The following is a 17,048-nucleotide window of genomic DNA, read 5'->3' as shown; positions in this document are numbered from 1 at the left end:
GGGTTTTCCGCCCGGCCGTAGAGTGGATGCGTGACGGACGACAGCGAGGTCGTACACGGATTTCCACATCTGGAGACCGTGCAGGCGGCGATCACGGCACTGCACAGGCGCCTCTCGTACGACGGCGTCCTCGGCTACGCGCCAAGCGTCGCCCCCGCCGACGTCGCCTTCTCCGATCTGGACGATCTGCATCTGGGCTCCCAGCGGGTGGCCCGTGCGCTGGTCCACCAGCTGCGGCTGCCGGACGCCCGGATGATAGTCGGCTTCCGCGAGATGGAGCACGCGGCCGCGGTCGAACTGGCCGCGGGACCCGAGTACTTCATCGAGCTCAACGACCGTTTCCGTACCCACCGGGGTGACATCGGGGCGGCTCTCGCCCATGAGATCACGCATGTGCTGCTGCACCGGCTCGGCCTCGGCTTCGCGGGGACCCGGGACAACGAGATCCTCACCGACACCGCGACGACCTACCTCGGGGCGGGCTGGCTGCTGCTCGACGCGTTCCGGGAGGACGAGGTGTCCAGCCAGAAGCTCGGCTATCTCACCCCGGAGGAGTTCGGGTATGTCCTGGCCAAGCGGGCGCTGCTCTTCGACGAGGACCCGTCGGTCTGGTTCACCAGTCCGCAGGCGTACACGGCGTACACGAAGGGGCGGGCCCGGGCCGGTCAGGACAGCAGCCGCCCGCCGCTGACCGCCGCCGGGTGGGCCGGGCGCCGCGCCTACGCGAAACACCGCAGGTACGCGCAGGAGCACGGCGGCCGCTCCGCCCCGGGCATGCCGTACGCCTTCGAGGAGGCGGCCGACGGACTGCGCGTCAGTTTCGCCTGCCCGACCTGCCATCAGCGGATCCGGGTGCCGGTCCGGGGCCGGGTGCGGGCCCGCTGCGGGCTCTGCCGCACCGTCCTGAACTGCGACACCTAGGGTCTTTCGGTTGGGTCGGCCGGGCTCGCGGGGCCCGGCATCCGGTTCGTGACACCAGAGGAGCCACCTTCATGCGCGTAGAGACCAAGCACGCACTGGTCCGGCCGCTCCAGCGGTATCTGGTCAACCCACCGGTCCGGCTGCTGCTGCGGCTCGGGGCGGCGCCCGGATACGCGCTGCTGGAGACGCGCGGGCGGGTCACCGGGCAGATCCGCACCACCCCGGTCGGCGAGGGGCGGGAGGGGCCGGTGTTCTGGATCGTCGCGGAACACGGCACGCACGCCGGTTATGTCCGCAACATCCGGGACTGCCCGGACGTGCGGGTCCGCCTCCGTGCGGGGAGCCGCTTCGTCTGGGTGCCGGGGACAGCCCAGCTGCTGCCCGGCGACGACCCGTACGCACGGCAGCGCACCCTCGTCCGGGGGCATCCGCTGCGCGCGCTGAATGCCGTGGTCGTCCGGGCGATGGGGACGGAACTGCTGACGGTCCGTATCGACCTGCATCCCCCGAACTGACGCCGGGCCCGCTCCGCGGAGCGGAAGGGGCCCGGTTCTCACGCTGCCGTCAGGCGGCGGCCCTGCGGCCGCCCTGGCCACCACGGCCCTGGCCGCCGCCACGGCCGGCGCCGCCACGGCTCTGACCGCCCTGACCGCCGCCCTGGCCACCGCTCTGGCCCTGGCCGCCACGGCCCTGGCCACCGCGGCGGCCGCGGCCACCGCGGCCCTGCCCGGCCGGAGCGACAGCCCCGGTCGCGGGCCTGCTGGGCCTGGAGCGCCGCTGCGGGGCGGTGGCCTGCTGCGGTACGTCGATGACGATCGCCACACCCGAGGGCTCCTGCGCCCCGGTGATCCGGGTGAGTTCCTCGTCGCTGGACCTGACCCGGGCGGTCCTGGGTGTGATGCCCGCGTCCGACATCAGCCGGGTCATCTCGCGCTTCTGCTCCGGGAGCACGAGCGTGACGACGCTGCCCGACTCGCCCGCCCGCGCGGTGCGCCCGCCGCGGTGGACGTAGTCCTTGTGGTCGGTGGGCGGGTCCACGTTCACGACCAGGTCGAGGTCGTCGATGTGGATGCCGCGCGCCGCGACGTTGGTCGCGACCAATGCGGTGACCTGGCCGTTCTTGAACTGGTCGAGGGTGCGGTTGCGCTGCGGCTGGGAGCGGCCGCCGTGCAGACCGCCGGCCCGTACACCGCTGGCCAGCAGCCGTTTCACCAGCCGGTCGACGGACCGCTTGGTGTCCAGGAAGAGGATCACCCGGCCGTCGCGTGCCGCGATGCGCGTGGTGACGGCCTTCTTGTCGGTCTCGTCGGCGACGTAGAGCACGTGGTGGTCCATCGTGGTCACCGCGCCCGCCGACGGGTCAACCGAGTGGACGACCGGGTCGGTCAGGAACATCTTGACCAGCCGGTCGATGTTCTTGTCCAGGGTCGCCGAGAACAGCATCCGCTGACCGCCCGGCTCGACCTGCTTGAGCAGTGCGGTGACCTGCGGCATGAACCCCATGTCGGCCATCTGGTCGGCCTCGTCGAGCACGGTGATGCCGACCTGGTCGAGGCGGCAGTCGCCGCGCTCGATGAGGTCCTTGAGCCTCCCGGGGGTGGCGACCAGCACCTCGGCGCCGCGCCGCAGCGCGCCGGACTGCCTGGAGATCGACATCCCGCCGACGACGGTGGTCAGCCGCAGCTGGACCGAGGTGGCGTACGGCGTCAGCGCGTCGGTGACCTGCTGGGCGAGTTCGCGGGTGGGCACCAGCACGAGGGCCAGCGGCGCCTTCGGCTCGGCGCGGCGGCCCGCGACCCGGGCCAGCATCGCGAGCCCGAAAGCGAGGGTCTTGCCGGAGCCGGTCCGCCCGCGGCCGAGCAGATCGCGGCCCGCGAGGGAGTTCGGCAGGGTGGCTGCCTGGATCGGGAAGGGGTCGGTCACACCCTGCGCCGCGAGGGTCTTCAGGAGTGCGGCGGGCATGTCCAGCTCGGCGAAGGCCTCGACGGCGGGCAGCGCGGGGGTGATGGTGTCCGGCAGCGTGAATTCGGCAGGCCTGGGAGCTGCCTTGCGGGCCGGAGACTTTGCGGGGGCCTTGCCTCGGCCCCTCGGCGGACTGGTGCGTGCGGGGCGTGCCGGGCGTTCAGCGGAGCGGGTCATGCGGTTCAAGCCTTCCTGCCGGATGTAGGACAGCACAAACCGGGACCCGCACCTTGGAGGTGCGGGCCCCGGTCAGCGAGGTACGCGTCCGACAATTAGGCCGGAACGATGTTCTCCGCCTGCGGGCCCTTCTGGCCCTGCGTGACGTCGAAGGAGACCTTCTGGCCCTCCTGGAGCTCACGGAAGCCCTGGGTGGCGATGTTCGAGTAGTGGGCGAAGACGTCGGCGCCGCCGCCGTCCTGCTCGATGAAGCCGAAGCCCTTTTCCGAGTTGAACCACTTCACGGTACCGGTGGCCATAACATTCTCCTCAACAGGTGCAGTGCCGGAAATTCGCACTTTACGAATTCCGCGTCGCCGCATTGAACCCCATCCGGAGAAAGCCGGAAAACAATAAAGCGCCTGTCGGAGCATTCCCGTCAGGCGCACATAAAGTTCATGGGTACCAAAACTGCAACAACGTCAGCCTAGCACGCTTGTCGCCCGGATGTCTGGACCCAGCGGGACCCGGATGATCTCCGCGCACGCCTCCGACCGGTGGTTCCGCCCCGAACGCGACCCGGCAGCCGGTCAACTCGCCTGGACGCAAAGAGGAGTTGCCCCGGCACACCGGACCGCCCCGGAAGGCGGCGGAAGCCGGGAAGCTCCCCGCAGGACGAACCGGAAGGGTGAGAGAGTCCCCGCACTGTTCGATTGACGTTCACCCGCGCCCGCGGCGTCCGGGACGCCCCCTCCCCGTACGGGGCGCCGCAGCCCGCAGCCTAGGATTCCGGGCATGATCGCCGAATTGCAGTGCATAGTGCTGGACTGCCCCGAGCCCGCAGACCTGGCCGCGTTCTACCGGTCGGTCCTCGGCGGCAGCGTCGACCGGCCCGACCCCCGCTGGGCGCTCAGCTCCGACTGGTCCACGCTGCACACCGCGTCCGGACTGGTACTGGCCTTCCAGCGCGCCGAGAACCACCGCGCACCGGCGTGGCCCGACCCGACCCGGCCCCAGCAGTTCCATCTGGACTTCGGCGTGCCCGACCTCGACCGGGCGGAGGTCGAAGTTCTCGACGCGGGCGCCCATCTGCTCGACGACAGCGCGCCGGACTGGCGTATCTACGCGGACCCCGCGGGGCACCCCTTCTGCCTGGTCCGCCACTGACCTGCCTGGTCCGCCACTGACCGAAGGCGGGGCGGGCCACTGCCGGCGGGAGCGTGGCCGGTCAGCCCCTGGAGCGCTCGGCGGTGCTCCGCTCGACACAGAACTCATTGCCCTCGATGTCGGCCAGCGTCGCCCACCCCCGGCCGTCGGGCCTGCGGTGGTCCTCGACGAGCGTGGCGCCTAGCGTCAGCAGCCGCTCGACTTCCTCCTCCCGGGTGCGGTCCGTCGGCTGGAGGTCCAGATGCAGGCGGTTCTTGAGCTGTTTGGGCTCGGGCACCTGGATGAAGAGCAGGCCGAAACCGGTGGCCTGGATCAGCGCCTCGGGGTCGCCCGGCTTGTCATCGTCGGCGAGCGGGATGTCGAGGACCTTGGCCCAGAAACTGCCGAGCTCGTAGGCGTTGGCGCAGTCGACCGTCACATGGCGTACGAATGAAGTCATGATCGCATCATGCCTCAACACATGTGACCGGTAAGGGAATTCAGGCGCTCCGCGTCCCGCTCCGCAGGGTGACGAGGGCGGTGTGGCCATCGGCCCGCAGCACACCCGGTGACTCGCCGGTCACCACCGCCGCGTCGTACGGCGCCAGGGCGGCGCCGGCGTCCTCCAGGGCCGCGGTCCCATCCAGCGCGACGACCAGCACGGTGGCGTCCGGCGGGACGTCGAGGGTGAGTCTGCCCCGTACGACCGAGGTGAGCGCTTCGGTGAGCGTCTCCCGGTACATCACGTTGAAGTTCACGACGGGTCCTTCGAGCAGCCGTCCGTGCGTCGCCACGTCGCCGGCGAAGCGGTGCGGCACGAACCGCGCGTCCGCCCGCAGCGGGACTCCGCCGGCCGTCAGCTCCATCCCCGCACCGTCCACCACCGTCAGCACCCTGGTGACCCCGGGGAAGACGGAGAACGGCCCGTCGGCGCCGACATCCGCCAGGCTCACCCGCCAGGCGAAGGTGTCCATCCCGGCGCCTTCAGGCCCGGCGGCGATCTCACGGGTGACCCCGCCGCCGTTCTTCCAGGGCGCGGCGGCCCGGCCTGCGGCCCGCAGTATCCGTACGGTCATACCCGCACCGCCCCCGGCCCCGGTCGCCTCTGCGCCCGCTGTTCCATTCGCTGATCCGCTCTCTCGTCCGCCTTCAGCAGCCCCGGAGACTGCCGGACGCGCCACGGCGCCCACCCAGTGTCCGGTCGGGGACAAGGCAGGCGCCGCGTTCAGTTCCGCACCCCATTGTGCGGGACGTTCTGGTGGGGCCGTCAGACCATCAGTGCCCGGTCCGTCGGCTTGATCGGGGCGTGCAGCTCGCTGGCGCCGGTGAGGAAGCGGTCCACACCGCGCGCCGCCGAGCGGCCCTCGGCGATCGCCCAGACGATCAGCGACTGACCGCGGCCCGCGTCCCCAGCAACGTACACGCCGGGAACATTGGTCGCGTAGTCGGCATCGCGGGCGATGTTGCCGCGGGCGTCGAGCTCCAGGCCGAACTGCTGGACGAGGCCGTTGGCCTGGTCGGTGCCGGTGAAGCCCATGGCCAGGGTGACCAGCTCGGCGGGGATCCGGCGCTCGGTGCCGGGCTGCTGCTCCAGCTTGCCGTCCTTGAACTCCACCTCGACGAGGTGCAGGTACTTGACGTTTCCGACCGTCTCCCCCTCCTCGGGCTCGGAGCCCTCGAAGTGCGTGGTCGAGACGGCGTAGATGCGCTCGCCGCCCTCCTCGTGCGCGGAGGTGACCTTGTAGAGCATCGGGAAGGTCGGCCAGGGCTGGCCGGGGTTCCGCTCGCCGCCCGGCCGGGGCATGATCTCCAGCTGGGTGACCGACTTGGCGCCCTGGCGGTGGGCGGTGCCCACGCAGTCGGCGCCGGTGTCGCCGCCGCCGATGACCACGACGTGCTTGCCCTCGGCGGTGATCGGGGCCACCGTGAGGTCGCCCTCCTGCACCTTGTTGGCGAGCGGCAGGTACTCCATCGCGAAGTGGATGCCGTTCAGCTCGCGGCCCGGTACGGGCAGGTCGCGGGAGACCGTCGCACCGGCCGCGATGACCACCGCGTCGTACCTGCGGCGGAGCTTCGCCGCGTCGATGTCGCGGCCGATCTCCGTCTCGGTGCGGAACTTGGTGCCCTCCGCGCGCATCTGCTCGATACGCCGGTTGATGTGGGACTTCTCCATCTTGAAAGCGGGGATGCCGTACCGGAGCAGTCCCCCGATGCGGTCCGCGCGCTCATAGACGGCGACCGTGTGCCCGGCGCGGGTCAGCTGCTGGGCGGCGGCGAGTCCCGCCGGACCCGATCCGATGACCGCGACCGTCTTGCCGGAGAGCCGCTCGGGCGGCTGCGGGGTGACGTCACCGCTGTCCCACGCCTTGTCGATGATCGAGACTTCGACGTTCTTGATGGTGACGGCGGGCTGGTTGATGCCGAGGACACACGCCGACTCGCAGGGCGCCGGGCAGAGGCGCCCGGTGAACTCCGGGAAGTTGTTGGTGGCGTGCAGCCGCTCGGACGCCGCCGACCAGTCCTCGCGGTAGGCGTAGTCGTTCCACTCGGGGATGAGGTTCCCCAGCGGGCAGCCGTTGTGGCAGAACGGGATACCGCAGTCCATGCAGCGGCCGGCCTGCTTGCTGATGATCGGCAGCAGGGATCCGGGAACGTAGACCTCGTTCCAGTCCTTCACCCGCTCCTCGACGGGGCGGGTCTGCGCGACCTCGCGGTCCGTTGTCAGAAAGCCCTTGGGGTCAGCCATTGGTCGCCGCCTCCATCATCTTCTCGGTGGTCTCGTTCTCGGAGAGACCTGCCAGCTCAGCGGCGTCCTTGGCGGCGAGCACTGCCTTGTAGGTGGTCGGGATGATCTTGCTGAAGCGGTCGGCCGACGTGGCCCAGTCGGCCAGCAGCTTCTCGGCCACGGTGGAGCCGGTCTCCTCCTGGTGGCGGCGCACGACGTCGTGCAGCCACTGCTTGTCGGTGTCGTCGACGGGCTCGACCGCGCCCATGTTGCCGGCGTTGACGTTGTCGCGGTCCAGGTCGATGACGTACGCGACACCGCCCGACATACCGGCCGCGAAGTTCCGGCCGGTCTCGCCGATGACGACGGCGTGCCCGCCGGTCATGTACTCGCAGCCGTGGTCGCCCACGCCTTCCGAGACTACCGTCGCGCCGGAGTTGCGGACGCAGAACCGCTCGCCGGTGCGGCCGCGCAGGAACAGCTCGCCGCCGGTCGCGCCGTAGGCGATGGTGTTGCCAGCGATGGTTGAGTACTCGGCGAGGTGCTCGGCGCCGCGGTCAGGGCGGACGATCACCCGGCCGCCGGAGAGGCCCTTGCCGACGTAGTCGTTGGCGTCGCCCTCAAGACGGAGCGTGACCCCGCGCGGGACGAAGGCGCCGAAGGACTGGCCCGCGGAGCCGGTGAAGGTGATGTCGATGGTGTCGTCGGGCAGGCCCGCGCCACCGAACTTCTTCGTCACCTCGTGGCCGAGCATGGTGCCGACGGTCCGGTTGATGTTCCGGATGGCGACCTGCGCGCGGACCGGCTGGGCGGCCTCGGCGGAGTCGGCGGCCAGCGCGTCGGCCGCCAGCTTGATCAGCTGGTTGTCGAGCGCCTTCTCCAGGCCGTGGTCCTGCTCGGCGGTGCGGTGGCGTGCCGAGCCGTCGGGCAGTTCCGGAACGTGGAAGAGCGGGTTGAGGTCGAGCCCCTGCGCCTTCCAGTGGTCCACGGCCCGCTCGGTGTCGAGCAGCTCGGCGTGGCCGACGGCCTCTTCGAGCGTACGGAAGCCCAGCTCGGCGAGGAGCTCGCGGACCTCTTCGGCGATGAACCGGAAGAAGTTCACGATGTACTCGGCCTTGCCGGAGAAGCGCTCGCGCAGCACCGGGTTCTGGGTGGCGATGCCGACCGGGCAGGTGTCGAGGTGGCAGACGCGCATCATGACGCAGCCGGAGACGACGAGCGGCGCGGTCGCGAAACCGAACTCCTCGGCGCCGAGCAGCGCGGCGATGATGACGTCGCGGCCGGTCTTCAGCTGGCCGTCGGTCTGTACGACGATGCGGTCGCGCAAGCCGTTGAGCAGCAGCGTCTGCTGGGTCTCGGCGAGGCCGAGCTCCCAGGGGCCGCCCGCGTGCTTCAGCGAGGTGAGCGGGGAGGCGCCGGTGCCGCCGTCGTGTCCGGAGATGAGGACGACGTCCGCGTGCGCCTTGGAGACGCCCGCGGCGACCGTGCCGACACCGACCTCGGAGACCAGCTTCACGTGGATGCGGGCCGCCGGGTTGGCGTTCTTGAGGTCGTGGATCAGCTGGGCGAGGTCCTCGATGGAGTAGATGTCGTGGTGCGGCGGCGGCGAGATGAGGCCGACGCCCGGCGTCGAGTGACGCGTCTTGGCGACCCACGGGTAGACCTTGTGGCCGGGCAGCTGGCCGCCCTCGCCGGGCTTGGCGCCCTGCGCCATCTTGATCTGGATGTCGTCCGCGTTGACCAGGTACTCGCTGGTCACACCGAAGCGGCCGGACGCGACCTGCTTGATGGACGAGCGGCGCGCCGGGTCGTACAGCCGGTCGGCGTCCTCGCCGCCCTCACCGGTGTTGGACTTGCCGCCCAGCTGGTTCATGGCGATGGCGAGGGTCTCGTGCGCCTCCTTGGAGATGGAGCCGTACGACATGGCGCCGGTGGAGAAGCGCTTGACGATCTCGGAGGCGGGCTCCACCTCGTCGAGCGGGACCGGCGTGCGGCCGGCGGCGAAGCCGAAGAGGCCGCGGAGCGTCATCAGCCGCTCGGACTGCTCGTTGACCCGGTCCGTGTACTTCTTGAAGATGTCGTAACGACCGGAGCGCGCCGCGTGCTGGAGGCGGAAGACCGTGTCCGGGTCGAAGAGGTGCGGCTCGCCCTCGCGGCGCCACTGGTACTCGCCGCCGATCTCCAGCTTGCGGTGCGAGGCGGAGATGCCGGACGCGGGGTACGCCTTGGCGTGCCGGGCGGCGACCTCGGTGGCGACGACGTCGAGTCCGGCGCCGCCGATCTTGGTCGCGGTGCCGTTGAAGTACGTGTCGACGAAGGACTGGTCGAGTCCGACCGCCTCGAAGACCTGCGCGCCCCGGTAGGAGGCCACGGTCGAGATGCCCATCTTGGACATGACCTTCAGGACGCCCTTGCCCAGGGCGTAGATCAGGTTGCGGATGGCCTGCTCGGGCTCCAAGCCCTCGATGAAGGTGCCGGCGCGGACCAGGTCCTCGACGGACTCCATGGCGAGGTACGGGTTGACGGCGGCGGCGCCGTACCCGATGAGCAGGGCGATGTGGTGCACCTCGCGTACGTCACCGGCCTCGACCAGCAGCCCGACCTGGGTGCGCTGCTTGGTCCGGATGAGGTGGTGGTGGACGGCCGATGTGAGCAGCAGCGAGGGGATCGGGGCGTGCTCGGCGTCGGAGTGCCGGTCGGAGAGGACGATCAGCCGGGCGCCCGCCTCGATGGCGGCGTCGGTCTCGTCGCAGATGTCCTTGAGCCGGGCGGCGAGGGCCTCGCCGCCGCCGCCGACCCGGTAGAGACCGGCGAGCGTCGCGGCCTTCATCCCCGGCATGTCGCCGTCGGCGTTGATGTGTATGAGCTTGGCCAGCTCGTCGTTGTCGATCACCGGGAAGGGCAGCGTGACGCTGCGGCAGGCGGCCGCTGTGGGCTGAAGGATGTTGCCCGCGGGGCCGAGCGTGGAGCGCAGCGAGGTGACGAGCTCCTCGCGGATGGCGTCCAGCGGCGGGTTGGTGACCTGCGCGAAGAGCTGGGTGAAGTAGTCGAAGAGCAGCCGGGGGCGCGCGGAGAGCGCGGCGATCGGCGAGTCCGTGCCCATGGAGCCGAGCGGCTCGCCCGCGGTGCGGGCCATGGGCGCGAGGATGACGCGCAGCTCCTCCTCGGTGTACCCGAAGGTCTGCTGGCGGCGGGTGACGGAGGCGTGGGTGTGCACGATGTGCTCGCGCTCGGGGAGGTCCTCCAGTTCGATCTCGCCGCTCTCCAGCCACTCCTCGTACGGCTGCTCGGCGGCGAGGCCGGCCTTGATCTCGTCGTCCTCGATGATGCGGTGCTCGGCGGTGTCCACGAGGAACATCCGGCCGGGCTGCAGACGGCCCTTGCGGACCACCTTCGCGGGGTCGATGTCCAGGACGCCGACCTCGGAGGAGAGGACGACGAGGCCGTCGTCGGTCACCCAGTAGCGGCCGGGGCGCAGACCGTTGCGGTCGAGGACCGCGCCGACCTGGGTGCCGTCGGTGAAGGTGACGCAGGCGGGGCCGTCCCAGGGCTCCATCATCGTCGCGTGGTACTGGTAGAAGGCCCGGCGTGCCGGGTCCATCGACTCGTGGTTCTCCCACGCCTCGGGGACCATCATCAGCACGGAGTGCGGGAGCGAGCGGCCGCCGAGGTGCAGGAGCTCCAGGACCTCGTCGAAGGAGGCGGAGTCCGAGGCGTCGGGGGTGCAGAGGGGGAAGATCCGGTCCAGCTTCTGCGGTCCGAAGAGGTCGGACGCGAGCTGGGACTCGCGGGCCTTCATCCAGTTGCGGTTGCCCTTGACCGTGTTGATCTCGCCGTTGTGCGCGACGAAGCGGTACGGGTGGGCGAGCGGCCAGCTCGGGAAGGTGTTGGTCGAGAACCGCGAGTGGACCAGGGCGACGGCGGTGGCGAAGCGGCGGTCGGAGAGGTCCGGGAAGAACGGCTCCAGCTGCCCCGTCGTGAGCATGCCCTTGTAGACGATCGTGCGGGCGGAGAGCGAGGGGAAGTAGACCCCGGCCTCGCGCTCGGCGCGCTTGCGCAGGACGAAGGCCTTGCGGTCGAGCGCGATGCCCGTGGCGGGGGCGTCCTGGCTCTGCGGCGCGTCGGCGACGAAGAGCTGGCGGAACTCGGGCATGGTGGCGCGGGCGCCGCTGCCCAGCAGGTCCGGAGTGACCGGGACCTCGCGCCAGCCGAGGACGGTGAGCCCTTCCTCGGCGGCCAGCGTCTCGATCCGTGAGACGGCGCCATGGACGTCGTCGAGGGGCAGGAAGCCGGTGCCGACGGCGTACGCGCCCGCTTCGGGGAGCTCGAATCCGGTGGCCTCACGCAGAAAGGCGTCGGGCACCTGGAGCAGGATTCCCGCTCCGTCACCGGAGTCCGGCTCGGATCCGGTGGCGCCGCGGTGTTCGAGATTGCGCAGTACGGTCAGCGCCTGCTCGACCAGCTCGTGGCTGGCCACGCCGGTAAGAGTGGCCACGAACCCGACACCGCAGGCGTCGTGTTCGTTGCTGGGGTCGTACAGCCCCTGCGGGGCGGGGCGACCCTCCATGGGCGACCAGGCGTGGATGCGCATCGGCTCTCCCGTCGTCGTCGTGGCATATGCAATGGCATAGGGACGACGTTGGCCCTCTGCGAAATTTCGAGCAGGTTACATGATGGAATGCTTCTCGAAAAGCGGATGTTTCATTCCAGCATGCGGACACCGCGGAGCGGTGGAGGCGGGGCGGCACGGCCGGGATCGGCGTCCGTGGGCCCGGAACGGAGCAGGCGGCGTTGCCTGCGGCGCGTTCCCGCCTTATGCCCGGTGGTCCGGCACTCAAAACCGCCGAGTACCCGATACCTATGACGTTCAATGCATAATGCCTCACTCCGCCGGCCGGCGGAGTGAGACATAGGCGACCCGGGGGGCCTGCCGGGCTGGCCCGCCCGTCAGCTCACCGCGGTGCCGAACAGCGCACCCAGCGCATAGGTGATCCCGGCCGCCGCCCCTCCCAGCGCCAGCTGCCGGAGCCCGCTGTACCACCAGGATCGTGCGGTGACCCGCGCCACCACGGCGCCGCAGCCGAAGAGACCGATCAGGGCCAGCAGCAGGGCCGGCCACAGCGCGGTGGCGCCGAGCAGATACGGGAGCAGCGGGAGCAGGGCGCCCAGCGCGAAGGCGCCGAAGGACGACACCGCGGCGACCAGCGGGGACGGGAGGTCGTCCGGGTCGATGCCCAGCTCCTCCCTGGCGTGGATCTCCAGCGCCTGCTCGGGGTCCCTGGAGAGCTGTTCGGCGACCGCGGCCGCCAGCTGGGGCTCCACCCCGCGCGACACGTAGAGCGCCGCGAGCTCCTTCATCTCGTCCAGCGGGTGCTTGCGCAACTCCCCCCGCTCGACTTCGAGTTCGGCCTGGACCAGCTCGCGCTGCGAGGCGACCGACGTGTACTCGCCCGCGGCCATCGAGAAGGCTCCGGCCGCAAGGCCCACAAGACCCGTGATCACGATGGTGCGGTGCGAGACGTCGCCGCCCGCGACCCCGGTCATCAGCGCGAGGTTGGAGACCAGCCCGTCCATCGCACCGAAGACGGCGGGGCGCAGCCAGCCACCGTTGACATCCCGGTGGGTGTGGTTGTCGCGGTGCGCCTCGTGCAGCGCTGCCTCGTTCTCCATGATGGACATCGGTCCCCGCCCTCTCTCTTGCGTCAGCGCCCCCGTTCCGCACAGCGGACCCGGGAACACAGTCGAAAGTACGCACGAAAAATGGCTCTCGCCAGCAAGGAAGGCCGTACTTACCAGGGGCCCGAAGGGCCGGGACCAGCCCGGATGCGACCTTCCGTGAACTCCATTGAGACGTGGATCACACGACGGCCGCATTGACGCCCCGAGGTGGGGTCCTCAGTATCTGTAAACGTTTCCAGTTGCTGGAAACGTTTACAGCTCACACGTCACGGATGCTCAGGGGGCAGGCATGCCGCAGAACGGGACACCGACCATCGTGTCGATCGCCCAGCGCGCCGGGGTGTCCATCGCGTCCGTCTCCCGGGTCCTCAACGGTGTCGGCGCACGCCCCGACACCGTCGCCCGGGTCGAGCGCGCGGTCGCGGAGCTCGGTTACGTACCGAACGCCGTGGCCCGCTCGCTCAAGGGCGGCAGGACCCGGCAGCTGACCTTCGCGATGGAGGACATCGGCAACCCCGTGTACGTGGCGATGGTCCGCGGGATCCAGTCCGTCACCCGGGCCGCCGGATACCGGCTGCTGCTGCACTCCACCGACGCGGTCGTGGAGGACGAGCTCGCCGCCATCCGCAGTCTGGGCGACCGCACCAGCGACGGGCTGATCCTCTGCCCCATCCGCATCACCGGCGCCTACGCGAAGGTGCTCGGCTCGGCGGCAGCGCCGGTCGTGATCATCGGCTCGCTGCCGGAGAACGTCCAGGTCGACAGCGTGCGCGCCGACTCCGTACGCGGCGCCGGGCTCGCCGTACGCCATCTGTACGAGACGGGGCGGCGCAGAATCGCGTTCATCAACGGCCCGCTCGACACGGTGCCCGGACGTAACCGCGCCACGGGCTACCGCAAGGCCCTCGACAGCCTGGGTCTCCCCTACGACGAGGCGCTCGTGGTGAACACCGGCTTCGCCACCGAGTCCGGCGCCGCGGCGGCCGAGCGGCTGCTGGCCGCCTCCCCCGACGCGCTGTTCTGCGCCAACGACCAGCTGGCGGTCGGCGCGGTCCGCACCCTGCACTCCCGCGGGCTGCACATCCCCGACGACATCGCCGTGGCGGGGATGGACGACAGCACCCTGGCCCAGGCCGCCTGGCCGCCGCTGACCAGCGTCGACCTGGGCTCCGTCGAGCGCGGCAGGCGGGCGGCAGAACTGCTGCTCGCCCGGCTGGGCCAGGGCGCGGCCCCTGAAGCACCGCAGCACAGCACCGCCGTACCCCGCCTCGTCGTACGCGCCTCCACCGCGCCGGCGACCGACCTGGAGAACCCGAGGTCCGTATGAGTCTCACCGCAGCCCGGGGCAGAGACGCCGCGGGCCACCGCGGCACCCCACCGCCCCGCACCCCCGACCAGCGCAGACGGGCGCTGGGTCTGGACCGGGGGGCCTGGTTCCTGCTGGCGCCCGCACTGATCCCGATCCTGGTGCTCAGCGTGGGACCGCTGCTGTACGGCTTCTCGCTCGCCTTCACCGACTCGCAGGCCGGGCGCACCACGCCGACGCGGTTCACCGGACTCGCCAACTTCGGCGATCTGCTGCACGACTCACTGTTCTGGGAGTCGTTCCGGATCGGCATCGTGTGGGCGGTCAGCGTCACCGTGCTGCAATTCGTCCTGGCGCTCGGCCTCGCCCTGCTGCTCAACGAGAACCTGCGCTTCCGCTGGCTGGCCCGCACGCTCGCGCTGGTCCCGTGGGCGATGCCCGAGGTGGTCGTCGGGATCATGTGGCGGCTCGTGTACCACCCGGACGCGGGCATTCTCAACAAGACGCTGACCCAGCTGCACCTGATCAGCGACAACGTCGACTGGCTGACCAGCCTCTCGGTGGCGCTCCCGGCCGTGATCGTCGTCGGCGTCTGGGCGGGGATGCCGCAGACCACCGTGGTGCTGCTGGCCGGGCTGCAGAACGTGCCGGTTGAGCTGAAGGAAGCCGCGCAGCTCGACGGCGCCGGGCTGTGGCGCCGCTTCACCAGCGTCACCGGGCCCGCCATCAGGCCGGTGGTGGTCGCGGTGACCGCGCTGAACTTCATCTGGAACTTCAACTCGTTCGGCCTGGTCTATGTGCTGACCCAGGGCGGACCCGGCGGCAAGACCCGGCTGCCGATGCTCTTCTCGTACGAAGAGGCCTTCAAGTACGGACAGTTCGGCTACGCGGCCGCGATGGGCCTGGTGATGGTCGCCCTCATCGCGGTGTTCCTCACCGTGTTCCTGCGCAAGAAGCTCAAGGAGGAGGCGGCATGAGTGTCCCCGCACGGCTCCGCGCCCGGCGGACGGCCGGCCGCACCGGTCAGTACCTCGCCCTCCTGTGCTACCTGGTCTTCCTGGCGTTCCCGCTGGTGTGGCTGGTGTCCACCGCGTTCAAGCCCCCCAGGGAACTCGGGTCCATCAGCCCGACCTGGCTCCCAGTACACCCGACCCTGGACAACTTCAGGGCCGCCTTCGACGCGCAGCCGCTGCTGCACTCCGCGCTCAACAGCCTCATCGTGGCGGGCAGCGCGACGGTGATCTCGGTGGCGCTCGCGGTGCCCGCCGCGTACGCCCTGGTCCGCTTCCGCAGCCGGATGTCCACGGTGGCCAACGGCTGGGTGCTGGTCAGCCAGATGTTCCCGTTCGTACTGATCATCATCCCGCTGTTCCTGGTGCTGAAGAACCTGCACCTGATCAACTCGCTCGCCGGTCTGGTCGCGGTGTACGTGGTCTGGAACCTGCCGTTCTCGCTCTGGATGCTCCAGGGGTACGTCAAGGCCGTCCCGGTCACGCTGGAGGAGGCCGCGGCCGTCGACGGCGCCGGGCGGCTGCGGACGCTGGTCAGCGTGGTCTTCCCGCTGCTCACCCCGGGTCTGGTCGCGACGGCGATGTTCACCTTCGTCACCGCCTGGAACGAGTTCTTCTTCGCCCTCGTGCTGCTCAAGTCCCCGGAGAACCAGACGATGTCCGTGATCCTGACCCGTTTCCTCGGCGCCGAGGGCGTCGCCGACCTGGGGCCGCTCGCCGCGGCCTCCGTCATCGCGACCATCCCCAGCCTGCTCTTCTTCGCGCTGCTCCAGCGCAGGCTGGTCGGCGGGATGCTCGCAGGGGCGGTGAAGGGCTGATGCGCACCCGTACCCGGATCCTTACCGCGGCGCTGGCCGCCGCTGCCGGGCTGGTCCTCGTCACCGGCTGCGACCAGGGCGGCAGCGACGACTCCTCGGGCCGTGTCACGCTGCAATTCCTCAGCCTGGCCTGGCAGAAGGACTCCGTGGCCGCCAACAAGGCGCTGGTCGCGCAGTGGAACAGGCAGCACCCCGACGTCCAGGTCACGTACGTGCAGGGCAGCTGGGACGGCATCCACGACCAGCTGCTCACCTCCTTCGAGGGCGGCCAGGCGCCGGACATCATCCATGACGACGCGTCGGACCTCACGGACTTCGCGTACGGCGGCTACCTCGCCGACATACGCGGGATGCTGCCCGCGTCGCTGCGCAAGGACATCCCCCGGCAGTCCTGGGACATGGCCACCTTCGGCAAGGGGATCTACGGCGTGCCGTTCCTCCAGGAGCCGCGCGTCATGGTCGCGAACACCAAACTGCTCAAGGCGTCGGGCGTACGGATCCCGACCGTCGAACACCCCTGGAGCTGGCAGGAGTTCGAGCAGGTGTCGAAGAAGCTCACGGTCAGGGGGCCGGGCGGGAAGACCCGGCAGTACGGCGTCGCCTGGTCGATGAAGGAGCCGGTGAGCCAGTCCGTCAACAGCTCCGCTTCCACCGGCGGGCAGATCTTCAAAAAGGCCGGCGGCAAGAACAAGGTGAGCTTCGACGCCGCCGACTCGGCGGTGGCCCAGGTCATCAACCGGCAGATCAACCAGGACCACACCGCCCCCAAGAGCAGTCTGGGCATGGGCGGTTCGGACACCCTGCCCGGGTTCTTCGCCGGCAAGTACGCCATGGTGCCGCTGAACTTCTCCTTCCGGCAGCAGGTCCAGCAGCAGGCGCCGAAGGGCTTCGGCTGGACCGTCCTGCCGATGCCCGCGGGGAGCGGGCCGCGGGGCAGCTCGCAGGGGGTCGTACCGCAGACCCTGTCGGTCTCGCAGGACTCCCGGCACAAACAGGCGGCGGTCGACTTCATCTCCTTCCTCACCCAGGGCAAGAACGCCGCGCGCCTGGCCCTCGGCGACTGGCTGCTGCCCGACAGCCGCTCGGCGCTGACGGACCCGGCACTGCGCACCCCGGAGAACGGCTGGCGCACCGGCAGCGAGATGGCCGGCGGCCTGGTCCCCTCCCCCGTACTCGGGGTGCGCGGTTACGCCGAGTGGAAGGACAAGATCGCCACCCCCGCCTTCCAGGAGTACTACAACGGCTCGATCGGTCTGAGCTCGCTGCGCTCCAAGCTGACCGGCGACGGCCAGCGGGTCCTCGACCGGTACCAGCGCTGACGCCTC

General features: G+C 70.4%; 14 protein-coding genes. 7 read left to right on the top strand and 7 right to left on the bottom strand.

Features of this window, described 5'->3' with window-relative positions:
• Positions 1–30: 30 nt before the first annotated feature.
• Entirely contained in the window at positions 31–921 is an 891-nt protein-coding gene (locus tag OG452_RS27255; RefSeq protein ID WP_327298207.1) for a hypothetical protein, read from the top strand.
• Between the two features lie 71 nt (positions 922–992).
• On the top strand, positions 993–1,436 hold the full coding sequence (locus OG452_RS27250; protein WP_327298206.1) for a nitroreductase/quinone reductase family protein: 444 nt from the start codon (positions 993–995) through the stop codon (positions 1,434–1,436).
• A gap of 49 nt (positions 1,437–1,485) precedes the next feature.
• Here the strand turns inward: OG452_RS27250 and OG452_RS27245 are convergent, their stop codons facing one another.
• Complete coding sequence (locus tag OG452_RS27245; protein WP_327298205.1) at positions 1,486–3,060, bottom strand: DEAD/DEAH box helicase; 1,575 nt, start codon at positions 3,058–3,060, stop codon at positions 1,486–1,488.
• A 95-nt stretch (positions 3,061–3,155) separates the two neighbouring features.
• Positions 3,156–3,359 carry a cold-shock protein gene (locus tag OG452_RS27240; RefSeq protein WP_015607926.1) on the bottom strand — a complete coding sequence of 68 codons (204 nt, stop codon included), beginning with the start codon at positions 3,357–3,359 and terminating at the stop codon, positions 3,156–3,158.
• A gap of 475 nt (positions 3,360–3,834) precedes the next feature.
• Between OG452_RS27240 and OG452_RS27235 the strand changes: the two genes are divergently transcribed.
• Positions 3,835–4,206 carry a VOC family protein gene (locus OG452_RS27235; protein WP_327298204.1) on the top strand — a complete coding sequence of 124 codons (372 nt, stop codon included), beginning with the start codon at positions 3,835–3,837 and terminating at the stop codon, positions 4,204–4,206.
• Between the two features lie 61 nt (positions 4,207–4,267).
• On the opposite strand, the gene OG452_RS27230 is transcribed toward OG452_RS27235, so the two are convergent.
• The 5 genes from OG452_RS27230 to OG452_RS27210 form a co-directional block, all read right to left on the bottom strand.
• Complete coding sequence (locus OG452_RS27230; protein WP_327298203.1) at positions 4,268–4,645, bottom strand: VOC family protein; 378 nt, start codon at positions 4,643–4,645, stop codon at positions 4,268–4,270.
• 40 nt (positions 4,646–4,685) lie between these two features.
• The gene (locus OG452_RS27225) at positions 4,686–5,261 is read right to left on the bottom strand and encodes a HutD/Ves family protein (protein WP_327298202.1); all 576 of its coding nucleotides are present in this window, start codon (positions 5,259–5,261) and stop codon (positions 4,686–4,688) included.
• A 191-nt stretch (positions 5,262–5,452) separates the two neighbouring features.
• Complete coding sequence (locus tag OG452_RS27220) at positions 5,453–6,931, bottom strand: glutamate synthase subunit beta (RefSeq protein ID WP_327298201.1); 1,479 nt, start codon at positions 6,929–6,931, stop codon at positions 5,453–5,455.
• Entirely contained in the window at positions 6,924–11,501 is a 4,578-nt protein-coding gene (gltB, locus tag OG452_RS27215; protein ID WP_327298200.1) for a glutamate synthase large subunit, read from the bottom strand. The genes OG452_RS27220 and gltB overlap by 8 nt, the downstream gene beginning before the upstream one ends.
• Before the next feature lie 356 nt (positions 11,502–11,857).
• A complete protein-coding gene (locus tag OG452_RS27210; protein ID WP_327298199.1) occupies positions 11,858–12,589 on the bottom strand; it encodes a VIT1/CCC1 transporter family protein in 732 nt (243 codons plus the stop codon).
• Positions 12,590–12,878: 289 nt separating this feature from the next.
• Here OG452_RS27210 and OG452_RS27205 point away from each other — a divergent pair, with 289 nt between their 5' ends.
• Genes OG452_RS27205 through OG452_RS27190 form a run of 4 tightly spaced genes read left to right on the top strand, consistent with a single transcriptional unit; the run spans position 12,879 to position 17,042 of the window.
• Positions 12,879–13,916 carry a LacI family DNA-binding transcriptional regulator gene (locus tag OG452_RS27205; RefSeq protein WP_327298198.1) on the top strand — a complete coding sequence of 346 codons (1,038 nt, stop codon included), beginning with the start codon at positions 12,879–12,881 and terminating at the stop codon, positions 13,914–13,916.
• A complete protein-coding gene (locus OG452_RS27200) occupies positions 13,913–14,872 on the top strand; it encodes a carbohydrate ABC transporter permease (protein WP_327298197.1) in 960 nt (319 codons plus the stop codon). The genes OG452_RS27205 and OG452_RS27200 overlap by 4 nt, the downstream gene beginning before the upstream one ends.
• Positions 14,869–15,723, top strand: a complete 855-nt coding sequence (locus tag OG452_RS27195) for a carbohydrate ABC transporter permease (protein ID WP_327298196.1) — start codon at positions 14,869–14,871, stop codon at positions 15,721–15,723. Before OG452_RS27200 ends, OG452_RS27195 begins: the two co-directional genes overlap by 4 nt.
• Positions 15,723–17,042, top strand: a complete 1,320-nt coding sequence (locus OG452_RS27190; protein WP_327298195.1) for an ABC transporter substrate-binding protein — start codon at positions 15,723–15,725, stop codon at positions 17,040–17,042. Before OG452_RS27195 ends, OG452_RS27190 begins: the two co-directional genes overlap by 1 nt.
• Positions 17,043–17,048 lie beyond the last annotated feature (6 nt).

The organism is Streptomyces sp. NBC_01197 (genome assembly GCF_036010505.1).
Taxonomy (GTDB): Bacteria; Actinomycetota; Actinomycetes; order Streptomycetales; family Streptomycetaceae; genus Streptomyces.
The sequence above is the reverse complement of the archived record's forward strand: the minus strand, read 5'-3'. Positions and strand labels throughout refer to the sequence as shown.